Source organism: Streptomyces ureilyticus (assembly GCF_011045025.1).
Lineage (GTDB): Bacteria > Actinomycetota > Actinomycetes > Streptomycetales > Streptomycetaceae > Streptomyces > Streptomyces ureilyticus.
The window spans coordinates 16676-43485 of the sequence record NZ_JAAKZX010000069.1 but is presented as its reverse complement, the minus strand read 5'-3'; the positions used below and the strand labels follow the sequence as shown (position 1 = coordinate 43485).

Here is a 26810-nt window from a genome sequence, read left to right as displayed (position 1 = left end):
ACCCCGCCCCTTCCCGTAACAAGGGGCGCTGCCACTGGACCCCGCTGGGGCTCCGCCCCAGACCCCGATCGGCCTGAACGGCCTCGTCCTCAAACGCCGGACGGGCTGGGGGTGCCAGGGCACGGCTGAAGAGTGCTGAGGGCGGAGCCCTCTTTGATCACACCCGCATGGGCTGAGGCGACTCGCGACGCGACGCGTCCGGGCCCTCGTACTCGCGGATGATCTCGTACCGCGTGTTCCGCTCCATCGGACGGAACCCGGCGTCCCGGATCAGGTCCAGCAAGTCCTCGCGGGTCAGCTTGTTCGGCGTGCCGTAGTTGTCCGCGTCGTGGGTGATCTTGTACTCCACCACCGAACCGTCCATGTCATCGGCACCGTGCTGCAACGCCAGCTGCGCGGTCTGGACGCCATGCATGACCCAGAAGACCTTGACGTGCGGAACGTTGTCGAAGAGCAGCCGGGAGACCGCGAAGGTCTTCAGAGCTTCCGCACCCGTCGCCATCTGGGTGCGGGCCTGCAGCCGGTTGCGTACCTTGCCGTCCTTCATGTCGACGAAGTCGTGCTGGTAGCGCAGCGGGATGAAGACCTGGAAGCCGCCCGTCTCGTCCTGCAGTTCACGCAGCCTGAGCACGTGATCGACCCGGTGCCTCGGCTCCTCGATGTGGCCGTACAGCATCGTGCAGGGGGTCTTGAGGCCCTTGGAGTGCGCCAGGCGGTGGATGCGCGACCAGTCCTCCCAGTGCGTGCGGTGGTCGACGATGTGCTGGCGTACCTCCCAGTCGAAGATCTCCGCGCCACCGCCGGTGAGGGACTCCAGGCCCGCCTCGATCAGCTCGTCCAGGATCTCCGACGCCGACAGACCCGAGATCGTCTCGAAGTGGTGGATCTCGGTCGCCGTGAAGGCCTTCAGAGAGACGTTCGGGAGCGCCTTCTTCAGCTCCGACAGCGACCGCGGGTAGTAACGCCACGGCAGATTCGGGTGCAGGCCGTTGACGATGTGCAGCTCGGTGAGGTTCTCGCCCTCCATCGCCTTGGCGAGCTTGACCGCCTCCTCGATGCGCATCGTGTACGCGTCCTTCTCGCCCGGCTTGCGCTGGAAGGAGCAGTACGCGCAGGAGGCCGTACACACATTGGTCATGTTGAGGTGCCGGTTGACGTTGAAGTGGACGACGTCACCGTTCTTACGGGTCCGCACCTCGTGCGCCAGCCCGCCCAGCCAGGCCAGGTCGTCCGACTCGTACAGCGCGATGCCGTCCTCACGGGTGAGCCGTTCACCGGCCCGGACTTTCTCCTCCAGCTCGCGCTTGAGCCCGACGTCCATGCTGCTTCTGCCTCTCCTCGTGACGAATCCTGCCAACCGTACGCGTACGTGCTCACGCCTCCTCGGGCAGCTCACCCACCCGGTTCTCCCACTTCGTGGAGAGCACGATCGTCGTACGCGTGCGGGACACGCCCTTCGTCCCCGACAGCCGCCGGATCGTCTTCTCCAGGCCGTCCACGTCCGGCGCCCGGACCTTGAGCATGAACGAGTCGTCGCCCGCGATGAACCAGCAGTCCTCGATCTCGTTCAGGTCCCGCAGCCGCTGCGCGACGTCCTCGTGGTCGGCGGCGTCGGAGAGCGAGATGCCGATCAGGGCGGTGACGCCGAGGCCGAGCGAGGCGGCGTCGACCGTCGCGCGGTAGCCGGTGATGACACCGGCGGCCTCCAGGCGGTTGATGCGGTCGGTGACGCTGGGTCCCGACAGTCCGACGAGGCGTCCCAGCTCCGCGTAGGAGGCCCGGCCGTTCTCCCTGAGGGCCTGGATGAGCTGCCTGTCCACCGCGTCCATGCGATCGATAGCCTTCCGCTGAAGAGTTCTTGAAGTACCAGGTACGTAGTGCGAAGTACTGAAGTGATGTGCGGGTACTGCGAGTTGCTCAGGTGGGACGTGAGCCGCCGCCCAGTTCGCCCTCCCAGCGGCGATACAGCGTGTGCTCGACGCCCGCCGCGTCCAGCACCCGCCCGGCGACGAAGTCGACGAGGTCCTGAATGTGGGTGGCGCCCGCGTAGAACGCCGGGGACGCCGGCAGTACGGTCGCTCCCGCGTCGTCCAGGGTCACCAGGTGCCGCAGGGTCTGCCCGTTCAGCGGCGTCTCGCGGACGGCGACGACCAGCTTGCGGCGCTCCTTGAGCGTGACGCTCGCGGCGCGTTGCAGCAGGTCCTTGGAGAGGCCGAGCGCGACGCCGGCGACACAAGCTGTGGACGCGGGCACGATGAGCATGCCTTTCGAGGGGTACGAGCCTGAGGACGGCCCCGCCGCCAGGTCACCGGGACTCCAGTGACGTACGTCCTGGGCCTGGATGTCGAAGGTGCCGGGCTTGCCGTCCGCGCCGCGGGCCAGCCATTCGCGCAGGTCCTCGTCCGAGTAGGCGTCCCGGAAGCTGATCCCCGTCTCGTCCAGCAACGTCAGCCGCGAAGCCCTGCTGACGATCAGGTCGACGCTCTCCCCCGCATCCAGAAGCGCACGCAGCACAGCAGCGGCATACGGCGTACCGGACGCACCCGAGACCCCCACGATCCAAGGCGTGCGCTGCGTCTGTCCTGGCTTCATGGTGTCGAGCCTATCCGGCGACCCGGAACGGGAACGGCGCGAGGGGCCCGCCCGTTAATCTGACAGAGCCGGGCGACTGGTGCGTGCGGCGCTACGGGTGGACATGGGGGACGGCGATGGCTGGTAGGGACGTCAGTTGGACCCGGAGTGACCGGGGCTGGTCGCAGGGCGAGCGGGCGAAGACGGCCGCCAAGTTGATGGTGGGCTGGGTGGCTCTGCTGTGGCTGCTCGAAGTGGTGGACGTGATCACGGGTCACTCGCTGGACGGCCTCGGGATCACTCCGCGTACGCCGTCGGAGCTGGTCGACATCGTGCCGGCCTCGTTCATCCATTTCGGCTTCGCCCACCTGGCAGCGAACACGGTTCCGCTGCTGGTCCTCGGTTTTGTCGCGGCCCTCGGCGGGCTGCGCCGTTTCGCCGCCGTGGCCGCGCTGATCATCGTGGCCGACGGGCTCGGCGTCTGGCTGATATCTCCGGCGCACACCAACACCGCCGGGGCCTCCGGCCTGATCTTCGGGCTCTTCGGCTTCCTGGTGATCAGCGGCTTCGTGGAGCGACGGCCGCTCGGCATCATGGCCGGGATACTGATCGCTGCGGTCTGGGGCAGCTCGGTCCTCGTGGGCATAGCCCCCACCAACACCACGGTGAGCTGGCAGGGGCATCTCGTCGGCCTGGTGTCCGGCGTGGCGGCGGCGTTCCTGTTCCGCCGCCGCTCGGCCTCCGGCTCACCCGAAAGGGCCATCCGGTAAGCCGCGTACGGCGCGTACGGGCGGAACGGTACGAGCCGGTAAGCCGCGTACGGGTAGAACCGTACGAGCCGGTCAGACCGTGAGTCCGCGCACCAGCAGGTCGATCAGGGCGCAGATGAAGAGGCTGATTCCGATGAAGCCGTTCGTCGAGAAGAACGCCCTGTTCACCCGGGACAGGTCGTGCGGCTTCACGATGGAGTGCTCGTAGAGGAACGCGGCGGCGACGATCAGCAGGCCCAGCCAGAAGAAGGCGCCCGCGTCGGTGGCCAGGGCGTACCAGACGAACAGTGCCGTGGTGACCGTGTGGCAGCCGCGGGCGCCCCAGATGGCGGCCGGGATACCGAAGCGGGCCGGGACCGACATGACGCCGATCTCGCGGTCCGTCTCGATGTCCTGGCAGGCGTAGATCAGGTCGAAGCCGCCGATCCAGATGCCGACCGCGAGGCCGAGGATCACCGCGTCCCAGGACCATTCACCGGTGATCGCCAGCCAGCCGCCGACCGGGCCCATTGCCTGGGCGAGACCGAGGATGGCCTGGGGGAAGTTCGTGAACCGCTTGCCGTAGGGGTAGACCACCATCGGGATCACGGCGATGGGGGCGAGGGCGAGACAGAGGGGGTTGAGCAGGGCCGCGGCGCCGAGGAAGAAGACCAGGGCGACCAGCGCGCCCGTCCACGCGTGCCGCACCGTCATCGCGCCGGTGACCAACTCCCGTTGCGCCGTACGGGGGTTGCGGGCGTCGATCTCGCGGTCGATGATCCGGTTCGCGGCCATGGCGAACGTACGCAGCCCGACCATCGCGATGGTGACGAGGAGCAGCCGGCCCCAGTGGATGTTCCGGTCGAGCTGGAACATCGCCGTCAGCGCGGCGATGTAGGCGAAGGGCAGCGCGAAGACGGAGTGCTCGATCATGACAAGGCGCAGGAACGCCTTCGTACGGCCGGGCTGAGGGATCGCTGCGGATGCGCTGCTCACGAGAGTCTGAACTCCCTTCTGCCGCACGAGCGGTACGCGCTGATCACGTTGCTGATCACGTTGCTGCTCACTTGAGTCCGTACTCCTTCCAGCGGCGGTCGACGAGCGCCGCCGTCTCCGGGTCGGACAGCACCATGTCCGGCCAGCCGCCGTCGCGCGTATAGCCCTCCTCGGGCCACTTCTTCGTCGCGTCGATGCCCGCCTTGCCGCCCCAGAACTGCTGATAGGAGGCGTGGTCGAGGTGGTCGACCGGGCCTTCGACGACCGAGAGATCGCGGGCGTAGTCCGTGTTGCCGAGGGCGCGCCAGGCGACCTCGTGCAGATCGTGGACGTCGCAGTCCGAGTCGACGATCACGATCAGCTTGGACAGGGACATCATGTGCGCGCCCCAGATCGCGTGCATCACCTTCTGGGCATGCTTCGGGTACTTCTTGTCGATCGCGACGATCGCGCAGTTGTGGAAACCGCCCGCCTCGGGGAGGTGGTAGTCCACGATGTCAGGAACGATGATCTTGAGCAGCGGCAGGAAGAAACGCTCCGTCGCCCGGCCGAGGGGTCCGTCCTCGGTCGGGGGCCGACCGACCACGATCGACTGGAGCAGTGGCCGCTTGCGCATCGTGACGCAGTCGATGGTCAGGGCGGGGAAGGGTTCCTGCGGCGTGTAGAAGCCGGTGTGGTCGCCGAAGGGCCCCTCCGGGAGCATCTCGCCCGGCTCCAGCCAGCCCTCCAGTACGACCTCCGCCTGCGCCGGCACCTGGAGCGGCACCGTCTTGCAGTCGACCATCTCGATCCGCTTGCCCTGGAGGAACCCGGCGAAGAGGTACTCGTCGATGTCCCCGGGGAGCGGGGCGGTGGAGGCGTAGGTGACGGCGGGCGGACACCCGAAAGCGATCGCGATCGGGAGCTTCTCCCCACGCCGCGCGGCCACTTGATAGTGGTTCCGGCTGTCCTTGTGGATCTGCCAGTGCATGCCGATGGTGCGCTTGTCGTGGCGCTGGAGGCGGTACAGCCCGAGGTTGCGGATGCCGCTCTCCGGGTCCTTGGTGTGGGTGAGCCCGAGGTTGAAGAAGGACCCGCCGTCCTTCGGCCAGGTGAAGAGGGCCGGGAGCTGGTCGAGGTCGACGTCGTCGCCCTTGACCACGACCTCCTGCACGGGCGCGTTGTCGGACTTCACCTTCTTCGGCGGTACGTGCGTCATGGCGCCGAGCTTCCCGAAGGCCTCGCGCACGCCGACGAACCCGTGCGGCAGCTCGGGCTTGAGCAGCCCGCCGATCTTCTCGCTGATCTCGCCGTACGACTTCAGGCCGAGCGCCTTGAGCAGGCGGCGGTCCGTCCCGAAGACATTCATCGCGAGCGGCATGGCCGACCCGCGTACGTTCTCGAAGAGCAGCGCCGGGCCGCCCGACTTCTGTACGCGGTCGACGATCTCCCCCACTTCCAGATACGGGTCGACCTCGGCCTTGACGCGCTTGAGGTCACCCTCGCGTTCCAGTGCCCTGAGCAGGGAGCGAAGATCGTCGTAAGCCATGCGTCCCAGTATCGGCTACGGGCTACCCTGGCCCGGTAACGGGGCCTGGTCCAGCGGCTCCGATCGCAACGCAAGGGAGTGCTCATGCTCAGGGTGCTGATGGTGCTGGTGCCGCTGGGGCTCAGCATCTACGCGTTCATCGACTGCATCAGCACCGATGAGAAGCAGATCCGGTACATCCCGAAGCCTCTCTGGGCCATGCTCGTCCTGCTCTTCCCCCTCGTGGGCTCCATCTCCTGGCTTCTCGTGGGCAAGGAGCGCACGGCGCCGCGCCCAGCGGGCGGACGCCGCCGCGACGGCTGGGTGGCACCGGACGACAACCCCGAGTTCCTGAAGTCCCTGAAGGACGAGGAACCGAAGGACGAGAAGCGGGACGAGAAGCGCGACGAAAAGCACGACGAAAAGCTGGACGAAAAGCGAGACGAGGACGGCGAGAAATGACGCCGGGAGCTGGCGAGAACTGACGGCGAGCTGACGGCGGGCACTAACGCTCCTGCCGGAGCCGGTACAGCTCCGCCCACTGCTCCGCGGTAAGGCTCTTCGGCAGGGCATGTGGAGCGATCCGGTGGTGGCGCGTCCAGCGGCGGATCCGTTGCCGCGGCAGCTCGGGCGCGGCGGCGGCGAGCATCTCCGGCAAACCGCGGCCCCTGGCGGTGAACACCCGCTGGACGAAGTCCTGGTAGCGCCGCTGCTCGCGACGGTCGACGAGGGAACGCTCCCGGCGGGACACCGTCATCAGCCCGCCGTCGACACCGGGTCGCGGCCGGAACGCCGCCGCCGGTACGCGTCGTACGAGCCGGAACTCGAACCACGGCCACCACTGCGCCGTCATCATCGTCGCCCCGCCCACACCGGCCCGGCGGCGCGCGACCTCCCACTGCACGAGCAGGACGGCGTCGGTCCAGCCGGGGGCGTTGAGGATGCGCCGGAGCATGGCGGTCGTCTGGTGGAAGGGCAGGTTGCCCACCAGGACATGGGGGGCGCTGGGAACCGTATAGCGGAGGAAGTCCGCCTGGACGATCGTGGTCGACGGGCGCGTACGGCGATCAAGGCGGGCCGCGCGCCGGTCGTCGATCTCGATGCCGGTCAGGGGCCTGGCGAGGCCTTGCAGGGGGAGGGTGAGCGCGCCGTCTCCGGCGCCGATCTCGATGATCGGCCCGTCGGTACGGGTCACGAGACCGACGATGGCGTCGACGACGCTCTGATCGACGAGGAAGTTCTGACCGAGCTCGTGACGGCCAGGACGGCCAGGACGGCCAGGATGGCTAGAACGGCCAGGACGCTGGTGCGAGTTTTGCTGATGACGCTGGGTGCGCACAGGATCTCCGCGGCTTCGAAGGGAAGCCGGGCAGCACGGCAGGGGCCGCCCGGCGGGAAGTCTCCGGAGCGGCGGCTGCTCTCGTTACGCGAGATCGTTACGCGTGAGGCGTTACGTCGTGAGAGTGCCCGCCGCTAGAAGCGACGGGTCCTGGTGATTGCTGCGGCTGCGCACATGCCGATCAAGTTACGTCAGGCCAAGTACCCCTCGGCAACCGATTTTCCGGTACGACACTGGGGAGCATGGAGCCCATGGACCAGGCACAGGCACGCGTATGGCTCGCCACCGCCGTCGAGGAGGCGCGGGCGGGACTCGCCGAGGGCGGCATCCCGATCGGTGCCGCGCTGTACGGCGCCGACGGGACCGTCCTGGGCCGCGGCCACAACCGTCGCGTCCAGGACGACGACCCGTCCATGCACGCGGAGACGTCCGCCTTCCGCGCTGCCGGCCGGCAGCGGACGTACCGCGGTACGACGATGGTGACCACCCTCTCGCCGTGCTGGTACTGCTCCGGCCTGGTGCGGCAGTTCGGCATCTCGCGGGTGGTGATCGGCGAGGCGACGACGTTCCACGGCGGCCACGACTGGCTGGCCGAACACGGCGTGGAGATCGTCCTGTTGGACGATCCTGAGTGCACCGACCTGATGCGCGACTTCATCAAGACCAACCCGGCCCTGTGGAACGAGGACATCGGTGACTGAACCCCGCATCCCGACCATCGACCTGGGCCCCTGGCTCTCGGGCGACCCCGCGGCCCGTAAGGAGATCGCGCGCACGGTCGACGCGGCCCTGCAGACGGCCGGGTTTCTGCTCGTGACGGGGCACGGCGTGGACCCGGAGCTGCGGACGGCCATCCGGGACTCCGCCCGCACCTTCTTCCGGCTGCCGACCGAGGCCAAGCAGCCGTACGCCGCCCAGGTCGGCGGCCGCGGCTGGCTCGGCCCGGGCGCGGAGGCCAACGGTTACGCGGAGGGAACCGAGACTCCGCCGGACCTGAAGGAGTCGCTGACGTTCGCGACACACGAGCCCTTCGAGGACCCGGCCGTGAACGCGGAGTGGTACGCGCCGAACGTCTGGCCCGCGGAGGCCCCCGAGTTGAGGCCGCTCTGCGAGGAGTACCTGGCCCGGATGGCGGCCCTGGAGAACCACCTCCTGAGCCTCCTCGGCGAAGCCCTCGGTCTCGAGCCGGACTTCTTCACCCGGCACATGAGCCACCCCACCTACGGCTTCAACATCAACTGGTACCCGGGCCGGGATGTGCTGGGCGACCCCGAGCCGGACCAGTTCCGCATCGGCCCGCACACCGACTTCGGCACGGTCACGATCCTCGACCGGCAGGCGGGCAAGGGCGGCTTGCAGGTCTTCACGGATGACGGCGGCTGGGAGGACGCCCCGTACGACCCCGAGGCGTTCACCATCAACATCGGCGACCTGATGGCCCGTTGGACCGGCGACCGCTGGCGCTCGGGCCGCCACCGCGTCCTGCCCCCGCCCGCGGACGCACCCGCCGAGGAGCTGATGTCCCTCGTCTACTTCGGCGAGTGCACGCCGGGGACGCTCGTGGAGTCGGTACCGGCACCGGTGGGGCGGGTGGCGTACGGGCCGGTGGACTCGCACGTGTACCTGCGGGAGAAGCTGGACTCGATCACGGTTGGCTGAGGCGGTTGGTCAGACGCTGGTGAGCAGGGCCTCGAGTGGGGCGGGTACGTGGTCGGGGGCTAGTGCCTCTACGAGGACGCGCCCGTAGTGGATCTTGCGGCCTTTCTTGGTGCCGAGGAAGCGGCGTAGCTGTTGGTGTGGGGTGCGGCCCTGTTGGGCGGGCTGCTGGCGGAGGGTTTGCAGGGGGCGCCAGTCGCCTTCTGCCTGGATGAGTTCCTCTACTCGGGTTACGCCCAGTGCGCGGATGAGTTCGTCTTCCAGGTCCGCCGTGCAGACGTAGAACTCTTGGTGTGCCGCACCGGCCCGCTCCAAGCCGCGCTCGTAGTAGCTGCGCTCCCGTTCGTCGCACAGGCCTGTGAGGTTCAGGCCCAGGCCGGGTGGGCCGAGGAGGCCGGCGAAGCGGCCGACGCTCATCGCGCCGCCCATCGGCAGGACGCAGATTCCTTCGGCTGCCAGGTCGCGGCCGCGGCTCGCGGCCAGCGCGTCGATCGCTGCGACGTCGCTCGGGCCTTCGAGCAGGACGGCCGCCCGGACCGGCAGGCGCTCGGCCAGCTCGCGTGCGGGGTCACCGGGGCCACCGGCCGCCCACGCGGTGACCGCATCCCGGAACGCCCCCATGTCAGCCATGGGACGAGTGTCCGCCCTTTCCGGCCGCGACGGTAGAGAATTACTGCGGAGGGCGGGAGGCGTGGTCGCGGTGTTGGTGGCGGCGTAGGAGGACGTCGGCGTCTGTTTCTGCGCTGCGGTTGCCCTGGGCTCGGGCGTCGTCTCGGGTGATGGCGAGCTCCGTGCACGTTTCGCAGCCGGGGGTGGGGACGGGTGGGCGGCTGAGGGCGTCGTCCGACGGGACTGGCTGGTGCAACAACGTCACACCCGCCGCTTCGTACGGTGGTTCGCCGCCCTCAGCGTTGCGTCGATGCGTTCCTCCTGTGTCGCCGGGCGGAGCAGTGCCGGGTCGGCCTCCCACTCGCGGCCGCCGCCCACCGGGCGCAGCATCGCGTACGGGCCCGCCTTGTCGCGGTACTCCCCCACCTTGCGCGTACCCGGGTCGTAGACGAGCGCCCCCGGCCTCAACTGCCCTGCTTCGTCCGCCATTTCCACTCCGTACGTTCTTTGCCATTCGCACCTGCCAGGGGCGCATGACTCGTTACTCTGGGTGAATCAAGCGTTGCGTAGCGGAGCGTGGCGTTTCAACGCCGGACGCGTGCCACTGGCCCACTGTCACGGAGGGAAGTTGTGAGCCGACGTAATGCCGAGGGGGGATCGGCCGCCACCACCGGGGCCGTTTTCGGGGAGCTGCTCAAGCACTTCCGTGAGGCGGCGGGGCTGACGCAGGAGGGGCTGGCGAAGGAGATCCCTTGCGATCGCTCGCATGTGGCGCGGGTGGAGGCGGGTACGCGGGTCCCGCAGGACACGTTCGCCAAGAAGTGCGATGAAGTGCTGGATACGGGTGGGGTGTTGCTGCGGTTGTGGGGGCGGATTGATTGGTATCCGCAGGTGGAGCATCCGGATTGGTTTCGGCGGCGGGCCGAGATGGATGCGGTGGCAGCAGAGCTGCACGAGTATCAGGAGCAAGTCATCCCAGGGCTGTTGCAGACAGAGGACTACGCGCGAGCACTGCTCTCCCAGACCGCGAATGGCGACGAGGTGGAAGAGCGGGTCCGGGCGCGACTGAGCCGACAGCAGCGCTTCCTCGCCGACGACGGGCCGCTGTACGTCGCTGTACTGGACGAGAGCTGTCTACGTCAGGTGATCGGGAGCCCGGCCGTGATGCGCGACCAGTGCGCCCACTTGCTGAAGGTCGGCCAGCGCCCCAACATCCGCGTTCAGGTCGTCCCGGCCAACTGCATCGGCGTCGTCCGCCCCACGACATCCATGTCGCTGATCACGCTGCCCGGCGGAGAGCGTTGGGTCTACTCGGAATCGCTGAGCCGTGGTCATTTCAACAATGATCCGGACATCTACGCGCTCCATAACCGAACCTATGATGTCTTGAGGGCCGACGCTCTGTCTGCCCCGAAGTCTGCCGCTTGGATCGGCGAGACGATGGAAAGGTACGGGCGCGATGGACAGGATCGACCTCAGCACGGCGACCTGGATCAGGAGCAGCTACAGCGGCAACGACGGCGGCAACTGCGTCGAAATGGCGACCTGGGTCAAGAGCAGTCACAGCGACTCCAACGGCGGCAACTGCATCGAAGTAGCCCCCGATTTCCCCACCGTCGTCCCCGTCCGCGACAGCAAAACCCCTGACGGACCGGTGCTGTTGATCAACCGGTCCGCCTGGTCGTCCTTCATCTCCGCCGTACGGAACTGACTACGGCCTCTGACTGGTCGTATCCACAACTCCCCGCGCGAGCACAGCGGTCGAGCTGACGAGTTCGCCCGCCTCCAGCGGGTCACACTTCCGCTTCGGTGCCGCGAGGTTGACCACGCTCTCTCCCAGGTACGCCAGCGACCTCTCGTCGAAGATCAGCTCGGCACGCGCCGGACCCTGCGACCCGCGGATCGCAGTGCCGATGGCACCGGACGTGTCCATCACGACGGCGACACCGGTGCGACCCGCAGCGTCCTTCGCGTCGTCTACGGCCATCACGCCGGGAATCTCGGCGATCGCCCGGTACAGCGCGGCGGCAACCTTCGGTGGGAGGAGGCTGGTGGTGAGCAGGTTGCCGGCCTTCGCGAAGGCGTTCACGTCCGCGGACTTGGCGCCGGACGGCTTCTCGCCGGGGTCGAGGCCGTAGAGCCAGCGGCGCATGGCCTCGGGGTCGGTGGGGAGTTCTTCGGCCTGCCGGTAGAAGTTGACCGTGTTCTTGCCGGGCAGTTGGGGGGCAAGAGACTGCTCGGGCTCCTCGCCGTTGCTCTTGGGCTTCCGGGACAGCCCCTCACGCCGGCCGTCGACGGACTCCCAGAGTTCGCGTACGCCGGTCTCGTAACCCTCGAGGGTCATGGAACAGCCGTCGGGCACGCCCTTTTCGGGCTTCCAGTGGTAGGTCTCGCGCTTCGTGTAGATGAACTGGTCGTTCTTGATCTCGCCTGGCGCTTCCTCCCCGGCCGCCGCAGCAAGCCGTTCCAGCAGCGGGTCGGGGTCCACTGTGATCGTCGGCTGTGACATGGGGCTGCTGGTGCCTCCCGGCCGGGCGTCGCGGGTGACGCCTACTCCCACCGCGATGGCGATGGTGAGGGTCGCGGCCGCCAAGGGGGCCACGAAGGCGGGGCGGCGCCAGAAGGTCCGTACCGGCTGATCCCGGTCCTCTTCCGAACCACTCCCGCGCTCTTGTGCTGTGCCGATCTCGCGCATCAGATGCTCCCTCAGGACGCGGTGACGGCCCGGCGGGAGGTCCTTCTCGGGAATCTCGCTCACTGGTTGTTCCCCTCCTGGATGGGCCCGGCCATGGGTGTGTGGCCGCCTTTCATCTGTCCGCGCCCGGCGGCGAGTTCCGCGGCGAGCTTCGTACGGGCCCGGGAGAGCCGGGAGCGTACGGTGCCGACCGGGACGCCCAGCGCCTCGGCGGCAGCCGCGTAGTCGAGGCCGCCCCAGGCGCACAGGGCGAGCACCTCGCGCTCGGGGCGGCGCATGCGATCGACGGCGACGCGTACGGCCCTGAGGTACGCCAAGTCGTCGATGCGTCCGGCTACTTCGTCGGCGAAGTCGCGCTCGTCCTCGGCGGGTGGCAGCCGGGACACGGCGGCCGCGTGTCTGCGGGTGGCCCGGCGGGTGTTGCGGGCCACGTTCGTGGCGATGCCGAGCAACCACGGGCGCGGCGAACCGCCCTCCTCGTCCAGGCGTTCCCGCAGCCGCCAGGCCTCCAGGAACGTCAGCGACACGATGTCCTCGGCCGTCGACCAGTCGGCGGTCAGCCGGAACGCATGGTTGTAGACGGAGCGTGCGTAGGCGTCGAAGAGCTCGCCGAACGCCTCCGCGTCTCCGGCCCGGATACGCGCGCGCAGTTCACGCCGTTCCGGGCGGTCCCCCCTGTTTGTCTCCACGTATCCCACCTGTCCGTACGACGAAGGCCGGTTCCCGTGACGTATGTCACACGGAACCGGCCTCGTGGGTGGAGCGCTGCGCTCAGCCGACGTCGGCGTACGAGTGCTTGCCGCTCACGAAGATGTTCACGCCGTAGTAGTTGAACAGCCAGCAGGCGAAGGCGGCGAGGGCGATGTACGCGGCCTTGCGGCCCTTCCAGCCGGCCGTGGCCCTGGCGTGCAGATAGCAGGCGTACGCGACCCAGGTGATGAACGCCCAGGTCTCCTTGGGGTCCCAGCCCCAGTAGCGGCCCCACGCGTCGCCCGCCCAGATCGCGCCGGCGATGATCGTGAAGGTCCACAGCGGGAAGACGGCGGCGTTCACGCGGTACGCGAACTTGTCGAGGGAGGCCGAGGCGGGCAGCCGCTCCATGACGGAGGTCGCGAAACGGCCGGGCGTTCCGCCGCTCGCCAGCTTGTTCTCGTACGAGTCCTTGAAGAGGTACAGGATCGTGCCGACCGCACCCACGTAGAAGACGGCGCCGCAGAAGATCGCGGTGGAGACGTGGATGTAGAGCCAGTACGAGTCGAGGGCGGGAACCAACTGGTCGCTGGCGGTGTACAAGACGGTGACGGCGAGACCGAGGTCGAGGAGGACCGAGGTGACCAGAGGGAGGCCGAGCCAGCGGACGTTCTTCTTCAACGCGAGGAGGGAGAGGTACACGCCTACGGCAACGGTGGAGAAGGTGATGTTGAACTCGTACATGTTGCCCCACGGCGCCCGCTGCACCGAGAGGGCCCTTGTGAGCACTCCGCCGAACTCGATGAGGAAGGCGAGCACGGTGAGCGATACGGCGATACGTCCGTAGAGGTCGCCCTGTTCGTCCCCGCCGTGCGCGCCGGGGCCGTCCGGCACGTCCCGCGCACCGGCGGCGGCCCGTGTGACGACCTTGGGCCGCTCCAGTACGGCCGTGCCACCGGCTTTCTTCACGGTGACCTCGGGCGCGCCGGCCTTCTTGGCGTCCTTCTTCGCACCCTTCGCGTCAGGGGTGAGCGCGGCTGCCGTGCGGCTGACCTTGCTGCGGCTGCCGAAGGTCCACTCGGCGATGTAGGCGAAGAAGGCCAGCGTGTAGACGGCCATCGCGGAGTAGATCAGCGTGTTGCTGAGGTTCGCGAGGTTTTCGTTTGTCGCGGCGGCGAGAGTCACTTGTCAGCCCCTTCGGCAGGTACGGCTTGGGGGTCGGGGGTGGGGTCAGCTTCGGAAGTCTTGGCGCCGGCCGTGGGCTTGGCGTCCGGATCCTTGGCGTCCGGCTCGGGCTCGGCGTCTGGATCCGGTGCGCCAGGAGCCGTGTCATACAGGACAGCTGCCAAGTCGCCCAGTTCCTGGGGGACCTTCGCGGACTCGCTGCGGCCGAGGCCGGCCATCTCGACGACCGTGACTCCGTCCGCACCCTTGGTCGCGCGCACCCAGACGCGGCGGCGCTGGATGAAGAGGGACGCGGCGAGGCCGAAGATAGCGGCCACGGATCCGGTCAGGGCCCAGCCGCTGCCGGGCTCGTGGGTGACCTGGAAGCCGGCCCACTCCTTGACGTCCTTCTCGAAGGTGATCGAGCCGTTGCCGCCGGGGAGTTTCATGGTCTCGCCGGGCAGGAGCCGCTGCTTGAGCAGGTTGCCCTTGGAGTCCTTGAACTCCTTCATGTTGGTCCTGTCGAGCTGGTACACGCTCTGCGGGAGGCCCGAATTGACGCCCAGGTCGCCGTGGTAGGCGGAGAGCGCCAGTACCGGGAAGTCCAATGCCGGGAACTGGGACAGCATCTGGCCCTGGCCCGCACCGGCGAAGGTCGGCACGAAGAAGGCGTTGAAGCCGAGCTGTTCCTTCCTGCCCTTGGCGTTCGTGTAGCCGTCGAGGACCTTGATCGCTCCGGAGGAGGTGACGTTCGAGTCGAGCGGCAACAGCGGCACGGCCTGGCTGTAGACAACGTCGCCCTTGGCGTCCCGGACGGTGACGACAGGAGCGTAACCATGACTGACGAGGTAGAGGTTCGAGCCGTCAAGCCTCAGCGGATCGGTCGGCCCGATCTTGGCCTTCTCCTCCTTGCCGTCGGCACCCTCGCTGTAAGTGACGGACGCCTCGTAGACGCGTGGCGTGCCCCTGTTGGGCCCCGTCCTTGCGTACGTGCCCTTGAAGTCCTTCAGGGTGAAGCTGAACGGCGGCAGGTCGTCGGTGCTGAAGAGATTCCCGGACTTGAAGTCGTCGTACTGCGTGAGGGTGTTGGCGAATCCGTCGCCCTCGACGATCAGTTTGTTGCCCTCGGACCTGAAGAGCTGGCCCCAGGCGAAGGCGATCAGCATCACGATCAGCGCGATGTGGAAGGCGAGGTTGCCGACCTCACGGAGGTAGCCCTTCTCGGCGGCGACGGCGTCGCCGGCGGTGTGCGCGCGGAAGCGCCGCTTCTTCAGCAGCGTGAGCGCGGCCTCGCGGACCTGCTCGGGTTCGGCCTCGGTCCGCCATGTCGTGTACGCGGGCAGCCGGGTCAGTCGGCGGGGCGCGCCGGGCGGCCGACCGCGCAGCTGGCCGACGAACTGCCAGGTGCGGGGCACGATGCAGCCGATGAGCGAGATGAACAGCAGGATGTAGATCGCCGAGAACCACACGGAGCTGTAGACGTGGAACAGCCCGAGATTCTCGTAGATCGGCGTCAGCGTCGGGTGATCCTTGGCGAACTGCTCCACCTTCATCGCGTCGGTCCCGCTCTGCGGGATCAGCGAGCCGGGAATCGCGCCGAGCGACAACAGGAAGAGCAGGAGCAGCGCGACCCGCATGGAGGTGAGCTGCCGCCAGAACCAGCGGGCCCAGCCGATGACGCCCAGCGAGGGCAGGTTGGGTGCGTCCTCGCGGGGGGCGGTGGAGAGCTGGGAGCCGGCGGCGCCGAGGTCGTTGTCGTCGCGTACGGCCGTGTTGTCGTCCCGTACGGCGGTGCTGTCGTCCTGCGCGGCGGCGCCCTTGCCGGTGTCAGTGGTGCTCATGGATCAGACCCCTACGACGAAGCCGTTGGACCAGACCTGCATCTCCTGCACGAGGCGGTCCCACGCGCCCGTCAGCAGGAGCACTCCGGTCAGGATCATCATGGTGCCGCCGATGCGCATCACCCAGACATAGTGGCGCTTGACCCAGCCGAAGGCACCGAGCGCCTTGCGGAAGGCGACAGCGGCGAGCACGAAGGGCACGCCGAGGCCGAGGCAGTACGCGACGGTCAGTATGGCCCCGCGGCCCGCGCTCGCCTGGCTGGAAGAGAGGGCCAGCACGGAAGCGAGGGTCGGGCCGATGCAGGGCGTCCAGCCGATCCCGAACAGCGCGCCGAGGACGGGGGCACCCACCAGTCCCGTCACCGGCCGCTTGTGGAACCGGAATTCACGCTGGGTGAGCCAGGGCATCAGGCCCATGAAGAAGATGCCCATGAGGATCATGAGCCCGCCGAGCATCTTGGAGAGGGTGCTCTGGTGCTCCAGCAGGGTCGAGCCGAAGTAGCCGAAGAGCGCTCCGCCGGAGACGAACACGGCGGTGAAGCCGAGCACGAAGAGGGAGGCGCCCACGACCATGCGCCCACGCCGGGCCTCGGCCAGGTCGGTGCCGGTGACTCCGGTGACGTACGAGAGGTAGCCGGGTACGAGCGGCAGGACGCACGGCGAGAAGAAGGACACGAGGCCGCCGAACATGGCGACCGGCAGGGCGAGCAGCAGGGCCCCGCTGACGATGGTGGCGTTGTTGTCTGTGGCTGCGGCGAGGAGGGACACGAGCGGTCACTTCTCCGCGAGGATCGGCTTGATCATCTTGCGGAGCGTCTCCTCGCTGAGCGGCTGCAGCGAGCGCGAGGCGATGTTGCCCTCCCGGTCGATGACGATCGTGGAGGGGATCGCCTGCGGGTTGAGCGTGCCCTTTTCGAAGCGGAGCATGAGCTTGCCCGTCGGGTCGTACAGGCTGGGATAGGTGACCCCGTACTCCTTCTCGAAGGCCACCGCTGGTTTGGTGCTGGTGTCGCGGGTGTTGATGCCGACGAACTGTACGCCCTGGTCCTTGAGGTCTTCGGAGACCTTGACGAAGTTCTTGGCCTCCAGGCGGCAGGGCCCGCACCAGGAGCCCCAGACGTTGAGGACGACGATGTCGCCCTTGTAGTCGGCGACATCGAGCTGCTCGCCGTCGATGGTCTTGCCGGACAGCTCGGGGGCTGCTGCCCGCTCAGCCTTCTCGACGGAGGCGATGCCGTCGGTGCCGGTGACGAAGCCGGTGTTGCCCGACCCTCCGGACGTTCCGCCCGACCCGCATGCGGTCAGCACCAGTGCCGCGACGGCGGCCCCGCTGGTGAACAGGGCGGCGCGACTACGCGTACGACTGGACGGGCGGGTGCGGTTCGAGCGCTGGGGGTCGTGGCTTGCGGCACTCATGTGAAAAGTTTCGCATGTCCGTTCCGGGGATCTTGCGCACCCCCCTCACGGGTGGAAACCCGCATTTCAGGCCGCGTTTTCGGACCCTCCCTCGGCTCCCTGCTCGGCTCCCTTCGAGGGGCTCGCGGCGACATCCCCGAGGTATGCGTTCCAGCCGCCCACCGGCTCCTGCCCGACATCCAGCGCCCGAAGCTTCTCGAGCACTTCCGGCTTCTGTACGTCCAACCAGTCCACGAACTGCCGGAACGACACGAGGCGTACGTCCTTCTTGCCGGCCATGTGCTTCAGGGCTCCCTCGACGGCGTCCATGTAGATGCCGCCGTTCCAGTCCTCGAAGTGGTTGCCGATGAAGAGGGGCGCGCGATTCGTCTCGTATGCCCGCTTGAATCCGGCGATGTACGCCTCGGTGGCCTGCTTGCGCCAGCCCGGGTAGTTGGCGGGCGGGGCCTTGGTGGAGTTGAGGGACTGGTTGGCGAGGATGTTGTAGTCCATCGAGAGGACCTCGAAGGTGTGGCCGGGGAACGGGATCGACTGGAGCGGCAGATCCCACAGGCCCTGGTTCTTCCCGGGCCATTGCTGGCGGCCGCCGGGCGAGGAGGCGTCGTAGCGCCAGCCGAGTTCGCGGGCGGTGGGCAGCAGGTTCTCCTGGCCGAGCAGACAGGGCGTACGGCCGCCGATGAGTTCCTTCTCGTAGTCGAAGGGCAGCGCGGGCAGATCGGTCCAGCCCGTGTTCGTACGCCATTCCTTGACGAAGGACTTCGCCTGGTCGATCTCGCTGCGCCACTGCTTGGGCGTCCAGTTGGCGACGGTGCCGGTGCCGCCGCAGAAGTGGCCGTTGAAGTGCGTGCCGATCTCATGGCCGTCTAGCCAGGCCTGCCGTATGTACTTCAGCGTCGACTTGACGTGGTCGTCGGTCAGATAACCGATGTCGGAGGCGCCCGGCGCATTGTTCGGCGGAAGGTACTTGCGCTTTTTCGACTCGGGCAGGAGATACAGCCCGGTGAGAAAGAACGTCATGTGTGCGTCGTGCTCTTTGGAGAGGTTCAGGAACCGCTCGAAGAGTCCGTTGCCGACGTCTCCGGCACCGTCCCAGGAGAACACCACGAACTGCGGCGGGGTCTGGCCGGGTTCGAGGGGTTCGGGCTTGGCGGGCTGGCGGGGCTGCTTGCCGGTGTAGGCAGTGGAGCCGTCGCCTATGGGACGGTCGGTGCTCCCTTTGCCCTTGTCCTTGCCGGAGTCTTTTTCGGAACCCTTGTCACTGCCGAAACCGTTTTCCAATTCGGTACCGCAGCCCGCAAGTCCCACAGCCGCCGCAGCACCGGCTCCGAGTCCCAGCATTCCCCGTCGTGTGATGTGGCGCATTTCCGCCCCGTTCGTCGCGCTGTTCCATGCCGGATGACACCGGATTAGAGGGCGCGACGAACATGGGGGTTGCTGGAAAGCGCGTCACAATTCCCGTGCGGGACGGGGATGAACTTGTTACAGAGGAAATGGAACGAGAGGGCGTGATGATCCGTCGCCTACGCGCCGAAGGCTTTGTCTTTGCCCTTGACCGGCTTCGCCCCCGCCAGCAGATGCGCGGGTACGAGATCCCGGGCGGGCTCGCTGTAGCCGACGGAGACGATCTTGTCGTCCTGGTAGGTGAAGGTCGTCAGCGAGGCGAGGGTGCACTGGCGCTTGCGCGGGTCGTGCCACAGCCGCCGCCGCTCCACGTAGCTGCGCACGATCCAGATCGGCAACTGGTGCGAGACGCACACCGCTTCATGCCCGCGCGCCGCGTCCTTGGCGGCGTCCAGCGCCCCCATCATCCGTACGACCTGCTCCAGATACGGCTCACCCCAGGACGGCTTGAAGGGGTTGAAGAGATGCTTCCAGTTCTCGGGCCGTCGCAGCGCGCCGTCGCCGACGCCGAAGGTCTTGCCCTGGAAGACGTTGCCCGCCTCGATCAGCCGGCGGTCGGTCGCGAGGTCGAGGCCGTGGCTCTCGGCGATCGGGGTGGCTGTCTCCCGCGCCCGCTCCAGCGGGGAGGCGACGACGTGCGTGATGTCCCGGGGGGCGAGGTGCTCGGCGACCCGTTCGGCCATCCGCAGCCCGAGCTCGGACAGGTGGTAGCCGGGCAGGCGCCCGTACAGGATCCCGTCCGGGTTGGCGACCTCGCCGTGCCGCACCACGTGTACGACGGTGATGTCACTCATGCTGCCGTGGCCTCCGCTGCTGCCCGTGCCGCCGCCGGAAGGGCGTCGGCGATCCGCTGGACCGCCCGCTCGTCGTGCGCCGTCGAGACGAACCAGGACTCGAAGGACGACGGGGGCAGATAGACGCCCTGCGCCAGCATCGAGTGGAAGAAGGCGGTGAAGCGGTACGACTCCTGCGCCTTCGCGTCCTCGTAGTTCCTGACGGGGCGGTCGGTGAAGAACACGGAGAACATACTCGAGGCGTTCTGCACCCGGTGCGCCACACCTTCCTTGGTGAGCGCGTCCGACACCAGCGTACGGAGCTGCTCGGACACCGCGCCGACCTTCTCGTACGCCGCGTCGTCGAGGAGCCGCAGTTGGGCGAGGCCGGCGGCGGTGGCGACCGGGTTCCCGGAGAGGGTGCCGGCCTGGTAGACGGGCCCGGCAGGCGCGAGGTGCGCCATGACGTCGGCGCGGCCGCCGAAGGCCGCGGCCGGGAAGCCGCCGCCCATGACCTTGCCGAAGGTCATGAGATCGGGACGTACGCCATCGATTCCGAACCATCCGGACTTACTGGTCCGGAACCCGGTCATGACCTCGTCGGAGATGTACAGCGCGCCGTTGTCCGCACAGGCGTCCTTCAGCCCCTGGTTGAAGCCGGGCTCCGGCGGCACGACGCCCATGTTCCCGGGCGAGGCCTCGGTGATCACGCAGGCGATCTGGCCGGGGTGGGCGCGGAAGGCCTCGCGCACGGCGTCGAGATCGTTGTACGGGAGGACGATGGTGTCCCCGGCCTGGGCGCCCGTGACGCCGGGGGTGTCGGGCAGCGCGAACGTGGCGAGTCCGCTGCCCGCGGCGGCGAGCAGGGCGTCCACATGCCCGTGATAGCAGCCGGCGAACTTGATCACCTTGGCCCGTCCCGTGTAGCCGCGGGCGAGACGGATGGCGGACATGGTCGCCTCGGTGCCGCTGGAGACGAGCCGGACCTGGGCGACGGGCTCGACCCGGGCGACGATCTCCTCGGCGAGCGCGACCTCGCCCTCACCGGGCGTACCGAAGGACGTACCGCGAGCCACGGCGGCCTGGACCGCCGCGATCACTTCCGGGTGGGAGTGGCCGAGGATCATCGGCCCCCAGGAGCAGACGAGGTCCACGTACTCCCTTCCGTCGGCGTCGGTCAGGTACGGACCGGTGCCGGACACCATGAACCGGGGCGTACCACCCACGGCGCTGAACGCTCGCACGGGAGAGTTCACGCCGCCGGGTGTGACGGCCGCCGCACGGTCGAAAAGAGCATGAGAAACTGGGGCGTCGTATTCGTACGGATAGTTCACACAGCCATGGTGTCAGAGGCCTCGAAGATCCTGCGGACAGGTGTTTCAACGCACGTTTCGGCGCGCGGTCGCGGGGGAGGTCACTGACATGATGATCGGGTTGCGTGGCGGAGATGGCGCACCTTAGATAAGCAGTCGGGTGGAGATATGCATCGCGGTGGCGGACTGGGCGAGGGGACCGACGACCTCGGTCCTCGGCGTGCCCAACGGGGAAGGCACCGGCGCGAGGCGGAAGCGGCGGCCGAGACACGCGAAACCCGCGAGGTACGGCAGACGGAGAGTGAGCCCGAGCCGGGCGAGCGGATCGACGGCCTCAACGGGATCCGTCGGATCGACGCCTCACGGGCAGGGAGCAGGAATGGTGGCCGGGTGGGGGTGACGTACAAATACTTCGGGGCCCCGGACGGCGCGACAGCCGCTCGCGTCCCCATCTCCATGCGCCCAGAGGAACTCGGCGGCGACGAGCTCGGCATGAACGGCATGTTCACGAAGATCAAGCCGGAGACGATGGCCGCGATGGTCCTCACGGGCATAGAGGGTGTACCGCTGAACAAGGTCCCTCCGCTCGAACTCGTAGTCCTTCACCCGGACTACGCCGTAGTCAAGCTCCCCATGACGGTCGTAGATCCCCTACGCGGAATAGGCGAGGAAGCGGTCGGCGCGGCGGCCTTCATCTGGTCGACGGTCCCGGACCGGGGCGGACCGCGGGACGCGTTCAATGTGTACCAACTGCTGCACGAGTGGCAGGACTTCAGCCATCGGCTGCATGAGGCGGGGCATCAGCCGTACTGCCTTGTGTGGCCCTGATCTGGGGTTTCGCTGGTAGCGGGCGAGGTCTTCGGGCCTCGCCCTTTTCAGTGCCGGAGCGGGGCCGTCAGGCGACGCGGTGCGCCGCGCGCGACCTCCGGCTGCTGTGAACGCGCGTCGGTGAGAGGGTTCGGCGCCCACGCTCCCCACCGGCCGGGCATCACAAGAGTGCTGCCCTTCCCCCGTGGCGGGTGAGGCGCGAGGCGCGTACTTCGGATGCGATGGGCAGGAGCGGCGGGGCGTGTGCCGGCCACTGCCCGGCCGACTCCGCCGGCGTACCGGCCGACTCGGCGAGGTGGACAGCGTGAAGCACTGGCGGGCTCTGATCGTCCTCGGTACGGCTCAGTTCCTGATGGTCCTGGACACCTCCGTCATGAACGTGTCCATCAGTCAGCTGGTCGAGGACTTCGACACGGAGGTCACCGCCATCCAGGCCGTCATCACTCTGTACGCGCTGGTCATGGCGGCGTTCATGATCATCGGCGGCAGGTTCGGGGACATCCTGGGGCGTCGTCGCATGTTCCTCCTGGGGCTGGTCGTCTACGGCGTGGGGTCGGTCCTGACCGCCGTGGCACCCACTCTGTGGGTCCTCACGCTGGGCTGGTCCGTCATCGAGGGCCTGGGAGCCGCCATGGTGCTGCCGGCCATGGCCGCCCTCGTCGCGGAGTCGTACCGCGGGAAGGACCGGGCCGTCGCCTACGCGGTCATCGGCGGGCTCGCCGGCGCCGGGATCGCGGTCGGACCGCTGCTGGGCGGCTGGGTGACGACGTACCTGACCTGGCGGCTGGTCTTCGCCGGCGAGGTCGTGGTCGTCGTGGCCGTCCTGTTGTGCCGCCGGGTGATCGCGACGCCCGCCCCGACCGGCCCGCGTCCCCGGCTGGACGGCGTCGGTGCGGTGCTCTCCGCGGCCGGACTGGGGCTGGGCGTGCTCGGGGTGCTGCAGAGCAGCACCTGGGGATGGGTGCAGCCCCGCAACCCTCCCTTCACCGTCTTCGGCTTCGCCCCGACGCTGTTCGTCGTCGGCGCCGGGGCGGCCGTCCTGGCCCTCTTCCGGCACTGGGAGCGACGGCGGGAGCACCAGGGCGCCGACCCCCTTGTGCACCTGTCCCTGCTGGGCAGACCCGTACTTCGGTCCGGCCTGATGACACTGCTGAGCCAGAACATCATCCTGCTGGGGCTCTTCTTCACCATCCCGCTGTACCTGCAGGTGGTTCAGGGATTCGACGCCTTCGAGACGGGGCTGCGCCTGCTCCCCGTGTCCGCCACCATGCTGGTGACCTCTCTTTCCGCGTCCTCGCTGGGACGGGTGTGGGGGCCGCGCAGGGTGGTCCGACTGGCCCTGGCGACCCTGGTGGCGGCCATCGTGTGGCTGCTGGCCACCATCGACCCGGTGATCGACGACGCGCAGTTCGCCGGAGCCATGGCCCTGCTGGGCGTGGGCGTCGGCCTGCTCGCCTCGCAACTGGGCAACGTCGTCCAGTCCGGCGTCGGTGACGAGGAACGCAGTGAGGCCGGAGGGCTCCAGTTCACGGCACAGAATCTGGGCTCGGCGCTGGGCACCGCGCTCATCGGGTCGATCCTCATCGGTGCGCTGGCCCACGCCTTCACCACGCAGGTGGACGACAACCCGCAGCTGTCCGAGGAGACCCGTGAGCAGGTCGGTATCGCTCTCCAGGCCGGGGTCGCCTTCGTCTCCACCGATCAGGTGCGCTCGGCGGCCGAGCGTGCCGGGCTGCCGCAGTCCGAGGTCGACGCCGTCGCGGACTCCTACGCCTCCGCGCAGTTGGACGGCCTGAAAGCGGCGATCCTTGCCACCGGCGGTATCGCTCTCGCCAGCTTCCTGGTCAGTCCGCACCTGCCGACCGCCCGGGACAGCCGTCCGCGGCAGCCGGACACCGATGCTGCGGCGGGGGCGACCGGATCGACGCGCTGAGTCCGGAGGGAGTCACCGTGTCCAGGACCAGGACCAGGACCAGGACCAGAGCCAGGACCGAGTCCGGGACCGGCCCGACCACGGCCCGCGGGGAGCGCCGTGCCGAGCGCCGTGCCGAGCATCGGGCCCGCGCGGACTACACGGGCGGCGTCTACGGATCCATGCTCGCGGCCTCCGTGGTGATCGGCGCCGGAACGCTGGGCGAGTTCCCGCGCACCGAGCTGGTGCTGCTGCTGTTGCTCACCGGCGTGGTGTTCTGGATCGCGCATGTGCATGCCCAGTTGTTCGGGGCGCGCTTGTCGCAACAGGCTCTGGACCGCCGTGTCGTGCTGCACGTGTGCCGTGACGAGTGGCCGATCGTCAAGGCCGCCGTCCCGCCCGCCGCCGCGGTCGCCGTCAGCCCGCTCCTGGGCCTGGACGTGCGAGGTGCCCTCTGGCTGGCTCTCTCCGTCGCCGTGGCCGGCCAGGTGGGCTGGTCCGTGGCCGCGGCACGCCGCGCCGGTGCTTCGCGGCGGCTTGTGGCCGCCACCGCATCCATCAACCTGTTGCTCGGCCTGCTGATCGTCATCTTCAAGATCGTTCTGAAGCATTGATCTGTGGCTTCCATCGCCGGGCGACGGGTCACCTGTACCGGGTGAGGCCCGAAGGAGGGAGGAAGCGGACGATCGTAGGAAGTGCCCCGTCCACCTGTCCCAGGCAGCCGAGGGGAGGACAGCTCATGCGCTACGAGATCCGAGTCGAAGGTCACCTGTCGGAAACGCTGGCCAAAGCCTTCCCGGAGCTGGGCCACGTGGTGATGTCCGGTCAGACCGTCCTGTTCGGCACTGTTATGGACGAGGCGCACCTGTACGGGCTGCTGGCGCGCTGCCAGTCACTGGGACTGCGCGTCATGGAGATGCGGCAGGTGCCGGAGTGACGGACCGGGCGGTGTGCGATACCGCATCACTCCTAGGGCCACGAGCAACCGGCCGGCCCGCTGGACGGCAAACTGTGCACATGTCCTGATGGCGGTGTCCGTGCCGGAATACCCCTGGAACTGCGATGCTCCCGCCCAGGCGCCGTGGGGCACACGCTCCCCTGCCCTTGCCTCCTCATTGACGCGTCCTCATTGACGCCGGGCGACCTCGCGTGGTGACCGGGCAAAGGTCCTCAGAGCCGCTCAGCCCTGATCCTGCCGGAGCGGCAGGCGGCTTCCAGCGCCTCCGAGTCCCGCTCGTTCTGGTCGGCGTAGGACTGGGCGAACCCGGTGAGCGCCCGGTCGAACCGGTCGCTGCCGCCCAGGTAGGCGGCGAGGGCGACGGGATCGCCCGAGCGGGCGTGGGCCCGTGCCAGGGATGCCCCGCACAGCCGTCCGAAGAGGGAGAGCAGGCGCGGTCCCATGGTCTCCGGCCGTGCGATGCCCTTCCAGTCCCATAGTTGGCGAACGTAGAAATCTCGGCCCTGCCCGTCGAGGCCCACGACGTGCGTCCAGCCAAGGAAGATGTCGCCGGCCGTCTGCATCAAGCGCTGTCCGGCCACCACCCGGCGGCCCTGGTTGTCATAGCGTTCGCCCCCCGTGTGTGCGGCCAGCACCGACTCCTGGGCCTCCTTGGCCTGTAGCAGAAGGGGATCGTCGTCGTCCCTGCCGAGCAGGAGCAGCACCCAGCAGCGCGTACCGACGCTGCCGACGCCGACCACCTTCCGGGCCATGTCCACCAGGCGGTAGTGGCGCAACAGGTGCCGGCGTTCGGACGGCAGGGTTCGTGCGTACCCGTCCAGGAGGGTCTGGAGTTCCTTCTCCTGCCCGGCTTCGGACGAGTCGGCGGGCAGCAGTTGGCCGAGCGGAGTGATCAGCGGTGGGTCTGGTGCGATGCGCCGGCCCTCGGCCGTGACGTGCGTGAGCTTCTCGTAGGCCCGGAGGTGCGTACGCGTGCGGGCCCGAGCCGTGGCCTCGGCGGTGCGGCGTCTGGCCTCCCTGTCCAGCGACTTGTCGTTCGACGAAGCCAGCAGTTCCCGCAGGCGGTCGGCGTCGTCCTGGGCGTACCAGATGTCCAGGGTGCGCATGCCGGCGAACTCGCGCATCCGGACCCGGTACGCCCGCACGCAGGCCCGCACGGTGCTGTTCTGTTCCTTGAGCGAGAAGCCGTTCGCGCGGGCTGCCGTCGCGAAACCGGCCGCCAGCCGCTTGACGTCCCATTCGAACGGCCCGGGCAGCGTTTCGTCGAAGTCGTTGATGTCGAAGACCAGACGACGCTCCGGCGAAGCGAGCAGCCGGAAGTTCAGCGGGTGGGCGTCCCCGCAGAGCTGCACCTGGAGCCCGGTGTTGGGGAGGGGCGCCAGGTCCACTGCCATGATCGCGGCCGCGCCGCGGTAGAAGCGGAACGGCGACTCGAGCATGCGGCCGTAGCGGATCGGCACCAACTCCGGTACGCGGTCAGCCGACTGATGCTCTATCACCTCGATGGGGTCGGGTCGCCGTGGCGCCGTCTCGTACCAGCCGTGGCACGAACGCGACGCCCGTCTGCGCGCGTTCCTGCCGTAGGCAGCTCGCTCGGCCGGTGACAGGGACGCGGTGAAAGCGCTGGGTACGGTCACGGTCCGGCCTCCCGGTCCGGTCTGCCGGCGTCTGTACCGGATCGCGGCTGAGCCGACGGCCCTCGGCGCTGTCGGCGCAGCCCCGCCTGGACCGCGCTCGCCAGCACCCGTGCGGCGACGCCCACGAGCAGCAGCCCTCCCGCCATCTGCAGCATCGTCAGCACTCGCCCGGTCTGGGAACGTGCCGTGATGTCCCCGTAGCCGACGGTGCTGAATGTGGTCAGAGTGAAGTACAAGGCGTCCGTCCTGGTCATCGGCTCGCTGAAGGAGCCCGGGGCGGAGCGGTCCAGCAGGTAGTAGGCGCCGGCGAAGAGGACCAGGAACAGCACCAGCGTGGCGGCCAGGGCCTCGACAGCCTTCAGGCGCGGGTGGGTCGAGCGCGCGATGGCCCGCACCTCCCACCCGAACACCAGCAGCACCGCCACCAGGCCGCACCCGAGCAGCACCGACGCACCAGCCGTACCGCGCTCGTCCAGGGGCAGCAGGTAGTAGGCGATGACGAGCCCGACGGCGATGAGCACGGCACGGGCGACGGCGACGACCGCCGCCCACCGGCGAGGGCGGAGCGGAAGGCGCCGCCGGTGCGCGTCCGGCCCGGACTTGGACTGGGCGCGGTCCGTCCGGGCAGTGCTCGGATCGCTCATCTCGTGTCTCTTCTTCCGTCCGGCCGGAAGGCCGATGGACCGGGCACCGGGCACCGGGCACCGGGCACCGGGAGATTCCCACCTCACCGCCACGGCGGCGTCGCCGGATCA

At 68.6% G+C, this 26810-nt stretch carries 29 protein-coding genes; 10 read left to right on the top strand and 19 right to left on the bottom strand.

The window, feature by feature from the left end:
• Positions 1–157: 157 nt before the first annotated feature.
• From mqnE to G6048_RS22145, 3 genes are all read right to left on the bottom strand, one after another.
• Positions 158–1321: an aminofutalosine synthase MqnE gene (gene mqnE, locus G6048_RS22155; RefSeq protein ID WP_165341326.1), complete on the bottom strand. Its 1164-nt coding sequence runs from the start codon at positions 1319–1321 to the stop codon at positions 158–160.
• Positions 1322–1373: 52 nt separating this feature from the next.
• Positions 1374–1829, bottom strand: a complete 456-nt coding sequence (locus tag G6048_RS22150; protein WP_165341325.1) for an Lrp/AsnC family transcriptional regulator — start codon at positions 1827–1829, stop codon at positions 1374–1376.
• Between the two features lie 88 nt (positions 1830–1917).
• Positions 1918–2592 carry a UbiX family flavin prenyltransferase gene (locus G6048_RS22145; RefSeq protein ID WP_165341324.1) on the bottom strand — a complete coding sequence of 225 codons (675 nt, stop codon included), beginning with the start codon at positions 2590–2592 and terminating at the stop codon, positions 1918–1920.
• Between the two features lie 116 nt (positions 2593–2708).
• Between G6048_RS22145 and G6048_RS22140 the strand changes: the two genes are divergently transcribed.
• Positions 2709–3341 carry a rhomboid family intramembrane serine protease gene (locus G6048_RS22140; RefSeq protein ID WP_165341323.1) on the top strand — a complete coding sequence of 211 codons (633 nt, stop codon included), beginning with the start codon at positions 2709–2711 and terminating at the stop codon, positions 3339–3341.
• Positions 3342–3413: 72 nt separating this feature from the next.
• Here G6048_RS22140 and mqnP read toward each other — a convergent pair whose 3' ends face one another.
• Together mqnP and G6048_RS22130 are read right to left on the bottom strand one after the other, a co-directional pair.
• On the bottom strand, positions 3414–4316 hold the full coding sequence (gene mqnP, locus G6048_RS22135) for a menaquinone biosynthesis prenyltransferase MqnP (protein ID WP_165341322.1): 903 nt from the start codon (positions 4314–4316) through the stop codon (positions 3414–3416).
• 67 nt (positions 4317–4383) lie between these two features.
• The gene (locus G6048_RS22130; protein ID WP_165341321.1) at positions 4384–5844 is read right to left on the bottom strand and encodes a menaquinone biosynthesis decarboxylase; all 1461 of its coding nucleotides are present in this window, start codon (positions 5842–5844) and stop codon (positions 4384–4386) included.
• Positions 5845–5928: 84 nt separating this feature from the next.
• Between G6048_RS22130 and G6048_RS22125 the strand changes: the two genes are divergently transcribed.
• A complete protein-coding gene (locus G6048_RS22125; RefSeq protein ID WP_165341320.1) occupies positions 5929–6285 on the top strand; it encodes a PLD nuclease N-terminal domain-containing protein in 357 nt (118 codons plus the stop codon).
• A gap of 43 nt (positions 6286–6328) precedes the next feature.
• Here the strand turns inward: G6048_RS22125 and erm are convergent, their stop codons facing one another.
• The gene (erm, locus tag G6048_RS22120) at positions 6329–7162 is read right to left on the bottom strand and encodes a 23S ribosomal RNA methyltransferase Erm (protein WP_165341319.1); all 834 of its coding nucleotides are present in this window, start codon (positions 7160–7162) and stop codon (positions 6329–6331) included.
• A gap of 242 nt (positions 7163–7404) precedes the next feature.
• Between erm and G6048_RS22115 the strand changes: the two genes are divergently transcribed.
• Together G6048_RS22115 and G6048_RS22110 are read left to right on the top strand one after the other, a co-directional pair.
• On the top strand, positions 7405–7863 hold the full coding sequence (locus G6048_RS22115; RefSeq protein WP_165341318.1) for a nucleoside deaminase: 459 nt from the start codon (positions 7405–7407) through the stop codon (positions 7861–7863).
• On the top strand, positions 7856–8821 hold the full coding sequence (locus tag G6048_RS22110; protein WP_165341317.1) for an isopenicillin N synthase family dioxygenase: 966 nt from the start codon (positions 7856–7858) through the stop codon (positions 8819–8821). The genes G6048_RS22115 and G6048_RS22110 overlap by 8 nt, the downstream gene beginning before the upstream one ends.
• Before the next feature lie 9 nt (positions 8822–8830).
• Here the strand turns inward: G6048_RS22110 and G6048_RS22105 are convergent, their stop codons facing one another.
• Together G6048_RS22105 and G6048_RS51455 are read right to left on the bottom strand one after the other, a co-directional pair.
• Positions 8831–9448 (bottom strand): TOPRIM nucleotidyl transferase/hydrolase domain-containing protein, encoded by a 618-nt coding sequence (locus tag G6048_RS22105; protein ID WP_165341316.1) that lies wholly within the window; start codon positions 9446–9448, stop codon positions 8831–8833.
• Positions 9449–9688: 240 nt separating this feature from the next.
• Positions 9689–9916 (bottom strand): SRPBCC family protein, encoded by a 228-nt coding sequence (locus tag G6048_RS51455; protein WP_235990170.1) that lies wholly within the window; start codon positions 9914–9916, stop codon positions 9689–9691.
• 141 nt (positions 9917–10057) lie between these two features.
• Between G6048_RS51455 and G6048_RS49720 the strand changes: the two genes are divergently transcribed.
• Positions 10058–11074: a helix-turn-helix domain-containing protein gene (locus tag G6048_RS49720; RefSeq protein WP_165341315.1), complete on the top strand. Its 1017-nt coding sequence runs from the start codon at positions 10058–10060 to the stop codon at positions 11072–11074.
• Positions 11016–11138 carry a DUF397 domain-containing protein gene (locus tag G6048_RS51885; protein ID WP_408056153.1) on the top strand — a complete coding sequence of 41 codons (123 nt, stop codon included), beginning with the start codon at positions 11016–11018 and terminating at the stop codon, positions 11136–11138. Before G6048_RS49720 ends, G6048_RS51885 begins: the two co-directional genes overlap by 59 nt.
• Here the strand turns inward: G6048_RS51885 and G6048_RS22090 are convergent, their stop codons facing one another.
• The 9 genes from G6048_RS22090 to hemL all read right to left on the bottom strand — a co-directional run bounded on the left by G6048_RS22090 (position 11139) and on the right by hemL (position 20741).
• Positions 11139–12185 carry a CU044_5270 family protein gene (locus G6048_RS22090; protein ID WP_165341314.1) on the bottom strand — a complete coding sequence of 349 codons (1047 nt, stop codon included), beginning with the start codon at positions 12183–12185 and terminating at the stop codon, positions 11139–11141.
• Positions 12182–12772, bottom strand: coding sequence for an RNA polymerase sigma factor (locus tag G6048_RS22085; RefSeq protein WP_165341331.1), 591 nt, complete (start codon positions 12770–12772; stop codon positions 12182–12184). Before G6048_RS22085 ends, G6048_RS22090 begins: the two co-directional genes overlap by 4 nt.
• 121 nt (positions 12773–12893) lie before the next feature.
• Positions 12894–13997, bottom strand: coding sequence for a c-type cytochrome biogenesis protein CcsB (gene ccsB / locus G6048_RS22080; RefSeq protein ID WP_165341313.1), 1104 nt, complete (start codon positions 13995–13997; stop codon positions 12894–12896).
• Complete coding sequence (locus tag G6048_RS22075; RefSeq protein WP_165341312.1) at positions 13994–15817, bottom strand: cytochrome c biogenesis protein ResB; 1824 nt, start codon at positions 15815–15817, stop codon at positions 13994–13996. Before G6048_RS22075 ends, ccsB begins: the two co-directional genes overlap by 4 nt.
• Positions 15818–15820: 3 nt before the next feature.
• A complete protein-coding gene (locus G6048_RS22070; RefSeq protein WP_165341311.1) occupies positions 15821–16585 on the bottom strand; it encodes a cytochrome c biogenesis CcdA family protein in 765 nt (254 codons plus the stop codon).
• 6 nt (positions 16586–16591) lie between these two features.
• On the bottom strand, positions 16592–17233 hold the full coding sequence (locus G6048_RS22065) for a TlpA family protein disulfide reductase (RefSeq protein WP_165341310.1): 642 nt from the start codon (positions 17231–17233) through the stop codon (positions 16592–16594).
• A gap of 66 nt (positions 17234–17299) precedes the next feature.
• Positions 17300–18595: a polysaccharide deacetylase family protein gene (locus G6048_RS22060; protein WP_165341309.1), complete on the bottom strand. Its 1296-nt coding sequence runs from the start codon at positions 18593–18595 to the stop codon at positions 17300–17302.
• Between the two features lie 158 nt (positions 18596–18753).
• Entirely contained in the window at positions 18754–19428 is a 675-nt protein-coding gene (locus tag G6048_RS22055) for a histidine phosphatase family protein (protein ID WP_165341308.1), read from the bottom strand.
• Complete coding sequence (gene hemL / locus G6048_RS22050) at positions 19425–20741, bottom strand: glutamate-1-semialdehyde 2,1-aminomutase (protein WP_165341307.1); 1317 nt, start codon at positions 20739–20741, stop codon at positions 19425–19427. Before hemL ends, G6048_RS22055 begins: the two co-directional genes overlap by 4 nt.
• 147 nt (positions 20742–20888) lie before the next feature.
• Here hemL and G6048_RS22045 point away from each other — a divergent pair, with 147 nt between their 5' ends.
• The 4 genes from G6048_RS22045 (at position 20889) to G6048_RS22030 (ending at position 24397) form a co-directional block, all read left to right on the top strand.
• Positions 20889–21548, top strand: coding sequence for a hypothetical protein (locus G6048_RS22045; protein ID WP_206341934.1), 660 nt, complete (start codon positions 20889–20891; stop codon positions 21546–21548).
• A gap of 304 nt (positions 21549–21852) precedes the next feature.
• The gene (locus G6048_RS22040) at positions 21853–23481 is read left to right on the top strand and encodes an MFS transporter (protein WP_165341329.1); all 1629 of its coding nucleotides are present in this window, start codon (positions 21853–21855) and stop codon (positions 23479–23481) included.
• A 17-nt stretch (positions 23482–23498) separates the two neighbouring features.
• The gene (locus tag G6048_RS22035; protein WP_165341306.1) at positions 23499–24074 is read left to right on the top strand and encodes a hypothetical protein; all 576 of its coding nucleotides are present in this window, start codon (positions 23499–23501) and stop codon (positions 24072–24074) included.
• A 125-nt stretch (positions 24075–24199) separates the two neighbouring features.
• Complete coding sequence (locus tag G6048_RS22030) at positions 24200–24397, top strand: hypothetical protein (protein ID WP_165341305.1); 198 nt, start codon at positions 24200–24202, stop codon at positions 24395–24397.
• A 233-nt stretch (positions 24398–24630) separates the two neighbouring features.
• Here the strand turns inward: G6048_RS22030 and G6048_RS22025 are convergent, their stop codons facing one another.
• Both G6048_RS22025 and G6048_RS22020 read right to left on the bottom strand, forming a co-directional pair.
• Complete coding sequence (locus G6048_RS22025; RefSeq protein ID WP_165341304.1) at positions 24631–26055, bottom strand: DUF2252 domain-containing protein; 1425 nt, start codon at positions 26053–26055, stop codon at positions 24631–24633.
• Positions 26052–26699, bottom strand: a complete 648-nt coding sequence (locus tag G6048_RS22020; protein ID WP_165341303.1) for a potassium channel family protein — start codon at positions 26697–26699, stop codon at positions 26052–26054. Before G6048_RS22020 ends, G6048_RS22025 begins: the two co-directional genes overlap by 4 nt.
• Positions 26700–26810 lie beyond the last annotated feature (111 nt).

Coding starts and splice junctions, on each gene's coding strand:
- mqnE (WP_165341326.1), bottom strand. CDS start 1,321: ATGGACGTCGGGCTCAAGCGCGAGCTGGAGGAGAAAGTCCGGGCCGGT.
- G6048_RS22150 (WP_165341325.1), bottom strand. CDS start 1,829: ATGGACGCGGTGGACAGGCAGCTCATCCAGGCCCTCAGGGAGAACGGC.
- G6048_RS22145 (WP_165341324.1), bottom strand. CDS start 2,592: ATGAAGCCAGGACAGACGCAGCGCACGCCTTGGATCGTGGGGGTCTCG.
- G6048_RS22140 (WP_165341323.1), top strand. CDS start 2,709: ATGGCTGGTAGGGACGTCAGTTGGACCCGGAGTGACCGGGGCTGGTCG.
- G6048_RS22130 (WP_165341321.1), bottom strand. CDS start 5,844: ATGGCTTACGACGATCTTCGCTCCCTGCTCAGGGCACTGGAACGCGAG.
- G6048_RS22125 (WP_165341320.1), top strand. CDS start 5,929: ATGCTCAGGGTGCTGATGGTGCTGGTGCCGCTGGGGCTCAGCATCTAC.
- G6048_RS22115 (WP_165341318.1), top strand. CDS start 7,405: ATGGAGCCCATGGACCAGGCACAGGCACGCGTATGGCTCGCCACCGCC.
- G6048_RS22105 (WP_165341316.1), bottom strand. CDS start 9,448: ATGGCTGACATGGGGGCGTTCCGGGATGCGGTCACCGCGTGGGCGGCC.
- G6048_RS51455 (WP_235990170.1), bottom strand. CDS start 9,916: ATGGCGGACGAAGCAGGGCAGTTGAGGCCGGGGGCGCTCGTCTACGAC.
- G6048_RS22075 (WP_165341312.1), bottom strand. CDS start 15,817: ATGAGCACCACTGACACCGGCAAGGGCGCCGCCGCGCAGGACGACAGC.
- G6048_RS22065 (WP_165341310.1), bottom strand. CDS start 17,233: ATGAGTGCCGCAAGCCACGACCCCCAGCGCTCGAACCGCACCCGCCCG.
- G6048_RS22060 (WP_165341309.1), bottom strand. CDS start 18,595: ATGCGCCACATCACACGACGGGGAATGCTGGGACTCGGAGCCGGTGCT.
- G6048_RS22055 (WP_165341308.1), bottom strand. CDS start 19,428: ATGAGTGACATCACCGTCGTACACGTGGTGCGGCACGGCGAGGTCGCC.
- G6048_RS22045 (WP_206341934.1), top strand. CDS start 20,889: ATGCATCGCGGTGGCGGACTGGGCGAGGGGACCGACGACCTCGGTCCT.
- G6048_RS22030 (WP_165341305.1), top strand. CDS start 24,200: ATGCGCTACGAGATCCGAGTCGAAGGTCACCTGTCGGAAACGCTGGCC.
- G6048_RS22020 (WP_165341303.1), bottom strand. CDS start 26,699: ATGAGCGATCCGAGCACTGCCCGGACGGACCGCGCCCAGTCCAAGTCC.